The sequence below is a fragment of the Cellulomonas bogoriensis 69B4 = DSM 16987 genome (assembly GCF_000767165.1).
Classification (GTDB): Bacteria; Actinomycetota; Actinomycetes; order Actinomycetales; family Cellulomonadaceae; genus Actinotalea; species Actinotalea bogoriensis.
Genome location: NZ_AXCZ01000254.1, coordinates 1 through 2,657, shown reverse-complemented (window position 1 = coordinate 2,657; position 2,657 = coordinate 1). Strand labels below are relative to the sequence as shown.

The window sequence follows — 2,657 nt, the reverse complement described above, 5'->3', positions numbered from 1 at the left end:
CCCGCACCTCCCACACCAAGGCCCTGGCTGCCCGGGCCGAGGGTCGTCTCACCGCCGAGGTGGTCCCGGTGGGCGGGGTCGTCGACGACCAGCACCCGCGGGTCCTGCGCGCGGACGTCATGGCCCGGTTGCGCCCGGCGTTCACCCCCGGGGGGACGGTGACCGTCGCGAACGCGTGCCCGGTCAGCGACGGGGCCGCGATGACGGCCGTCGTCCCCGAGCACGTGCGCCGGGCCGCCGGGCTGCCGGGCCTGGCGGTGGTGGCGTCGGCGGTGGTGGGGTGTGACCCGGCGTCCCCGGGGTGGGGCCCTGTGCCCGCTGTCCGGGCGGTCCTGGAGCGGGCCGGTGCGGGCCTGGACGACGTGGCCGTGGTGGAGGTGGTGGAGGCGTTCGCCGGGCAGGTCCTGGCGGTGACCGACGCCCTGGGCCTGGACGCCACGGGCACCGACGCCCACCGGGTGTGCCCCGACGGTGGTGCGATCGCCCTGGGTCACCCGTGGGGGGCGACCGGCGCGGTGCTCGTGGTCCGGTTGTTCACCCGGCTGGTGCGGGGCGGCGCCGCGGCCGGGACGCTGGGGCTGGCGACGGCGGCCGTCGGCGGAGGCATGGGTGTGGCACTGCTGGTGAGGGTGGTTCGGTGAGGGGGTCGACGTGATCGTCCTGGACGGTGTGCACGTGCGCCTGGGTGAGCGGGACGTCCTGCACGGTGTGGACCTGACCCTCACCGAGCGGCGCATCGGGGTGGTGGGGGCCAACGGGTCGGGCAAGAGCACCCTCGCCCGGCTCCTCAACGGCCTGGTGCTGCCGACCCGCGGCACCGTGACCGTCGACGGCCTGGACACCGCCCGGCAGGGCGCCAAGGTGCGCCGCACCGTGGGGTTCGTGTTCACCGACCCCGACGCCCAGATCGTCATGCCGACCGTCGCCGAGGACCTTGCGTTCTCCCTGCGTCGCCTGCGCCTGGACCCCGCCGAACGGGACCGGCGTGTGCACGCCGCGCTGGCCGCCCGGAGCCTGGCCGACCACGCCGACCACCCCGCCCACCTGCTGTCCGGTGGCCAGAAGCAGCTCCTGGCCCTGACAGCCGTCCTCATCACCGAACCGTCGGTGCTGGTCGCGGACGAGCCCACCACCCTGCTGGACCTGCGCAACACCCGGCAGGTCGCCGCCCTGCTCGCGGCCCTGCCCCAGCAGGTCGTGCTCGTCACCCACGACCTGCACCTGGTCGAGGAGTTCGACCGGGTCCTGGTCGTGGACCAGGGCCGGGTCGTGGCCGACGACGCCCCGGCACCCGCCCTGGACCACTACCGCCGGTTGATGGCCTGATGCTCACCGGCACCTACGTCGACCGCGACACACCCCTGCACCGGGCCCCCGCCGGGCTCAAGCTCGTGGTGCTGCTGGTCCTGTCCGTCGGGCTGCTGACCGTCCGCGACCCGATCACCGGTGGGGTGGCCGTGGTGGTGGTCACCGGCCTGTACGCGCTGGGCCGGGTGGGGCCCCGCACCGCGTGGGCGCAGGTGCGGCCCCTGCGGTGGTTCGTGCCCGTGGTGTTCACCGTCCAGTGGCTGGTCCTGGGCCTGGACGCGGCCGTGGGGTTGAGCACCCGCATCGTGGTGCTGGTGGCCCTCGCCGGCCTCGTCACCCTCACCACCCGCACCAGCGCCCTCATGGCCGCCGTCGAACGTGCCCTCACCCCGCTGCGCCTGGTCGGGGTCGACCCGGCGCGCATCGCCCTGGTCCTGTCGTTGACGGTCCGCAGCATCCCCGTCCTGGCAGCGCTCGCGGGCCGGGTGCGGGAGGCGCAGCGCGCCCGCGGGTGCGAACGCGACGTCCGCGCGTTCGCCGTCCCCCTGGTCGTGGGGGCCCTGCGCCAGGCCGACGCCCTCGGCGAGGCCCTCCAGGCCCGCGGCCTCGACGACTGAGACCCTGGGGAGCGTTCGGTGCGCCATTCGCACCGAACGCTCCCCACGGGGACCGGGGTCACGGCTGGCCCCACCGGCCTCGGTCAACCGGGCATCAGCGCCCCCTCCTCTGACGAGCCAGGGCTCCGACGGCGACCATGGCGATGCTGATCGGCAGCAGAGCCGCGACCCCCAGCTGGACGGCTGCCTGGACCGGCCCGACGGGACACCCTGCTGAGCTGTCATCCTCGGCGCAGGAGACCCATGGCTGCAGGAAGAGCACGACAAGCACGACGGGTGTGAGGATGGACAGGATCAGCCCCGTCCAGAACACCAGGCGAGGCCAGAGGGCTACGCGGGTATCAGGCATCAGGACCCATCCTTCTGAAGGCATAGTTGCGGCACGTGCAGGATGCTCACAGGCCATTCGCGGTGGTCCAGTTGCAACGGTGATTCCCCACTCCGTAGGGCAAATGTGTCGGACGGTTCAGGCGGAAGTTCTCAAGGTTCCAGTCGCCAGCAGAGTCGAAGAACCCGCGTGACTGCAGGTGTCTGCACCGTCGTAGCCGCTGGCGACGCCACGGGCCGTCATCGAGCCTGCGAGCGCTGTGCTCAGGGGATGAGGGCCTCGGCGGAGGGGACGTCATGTGGGTCTCGGCGACGTCGTCATCGTGAGGGGATCCGGTAGTGCAGCACGGTGACCTGGGCGGGATCGTCGGCGGTGATGAACACTCGGGCGGTGGCCGTATCGAT

At 73.2% G+C, this 2,657-nt stretch carries 4 protein-coding genes; 3 read left to right on the top strand and 1 reads right to left on the bottom strand.

Going from position 1 to position 2,657, the window contains the following annotated elements; all coding sequences use genetic code 11:
* The 3 genes from N869_RS14210 to N869_RS14200 all read left to right on the top strand — a co-directional run.
* Positions 1–641, top strand: a 641-nt coding sequence (locus N869_RS14210) for a thiolase family protein (RefSeq protein WP_035062673.1), incomplete at its 5' end; no start/stop codon positions are given.
* A gap of 10 nt (positions 642–651) precedes the next feature.
* Entirely contained in the window at positions 652–1,326 is a 675-nt protein-coding gene (locus tag N869_RS14205; protein ID WP_035062671.1) for an energy-coupling factor ABC transporter ATP-binding protein, read from the top strand.
* Complete coding sequence (locus tag N869_RS14200; protein WP_035062669.1) at positions 1,326–1,925, top strand: energy-coupling factor transporter transmembrane component T family protein; 600 nt, start codon at positions 1,326–1,328, stop codon at positions 1,923–1,925. Before N869_RS14205 ends, N869_RS14200 begins: the two co-directional genes overlap by 1 nt.
* A 94-nt stretch (positions 1,926–2,019) precedes the next feature.
* Here N869_RS14200 and N869_RS14195 read toward each other — a convergent pair whose 3' ends face one another.
* A complete protein-coding gene (locus N869_RS14195; RefSeq protein WP_035062668.1) occupies positions 2,020–2,274 on the bottom strand; it encodes a hypothetical protein in 255 nt (84 codons plus the stop codon).
* Positions 2,275–2,657: the final 383 nt, after the last annotated feature.